We start from the raw sequence: 542 nt of genomic DNA, 5'->3' as shown, positions 1-542 counted from the left end.
GCTGCCACGGCGGTTGTAGCCGCTGAACCTGGCGTCTTCCTTGTCCTGCTCGGCCTGGCACTTGATGCACAGCCTGACGCCAGGCACCGCCTGGCGCCGCGCATCGGGAATGGCCGCGCCGCACTCCTCGCAATGCTTGAGGCTCTCGCCGCGGGCGAGCTTGCTGCGGGCGCGCTGCACCGCGTCTTCGACGGTACTGTCGATCTGCGCCTGGACGGCACCGGCACCTGCCCAACCTGTTGCCATTGCTCACCTCCCGCATCGCTCGATGCTGTTCTGCTTTGGAGTCATTGCGCGGGCGGATGCTCACCCCAGGCGATACCGCCCATCGAATGACGCCGGGCAATCGACGGATGGCGCTGCCCGAGCGGCACAGTCGCCTATCCTGCCCCGGTTCACGCCGACGGCTCAGCGCCTCGGGCATTTGCGAACCGGCAGGGCAGCCAGCATGAAGCGCATCTTACCGATCATAACCAGCCTGCTCCTGGCAGCGGGCTGCGCCAGCGAACCACAGGTGCTCGAGCGCGAACTGGGCACCTTCG

The 542-nt window shown here is 67.3% G+C and carries 1 protein-coding gene; it reads right to left on the bottom strand.

Features of this window, described 5'->3' with window-relative positions; all coding sequences use genetic code 11:
• A partial coding sequence (locus CXQ97_RS21225) for a DksA/TraR family C4-type zinc finger protein (protein WP_104182388.1) occupies positions 1-246 on the bottom strand: 246 nt, incomplete at its 3' end.
• Positions 247-542: the final 296 nt, after the last annotated feature.

It is taken from the genome of Arthrobacter sp. B0490 (assembly GCF_002929355.1).
Lineage (GTDB): Bacteria > Actinomycetota > Actinomycetes > Actinomycetales > Micrococcaceae > Arthrobacter_D.
This window is presented reverse-complemented; position numbering and strand designations above follow the sequence as displayed.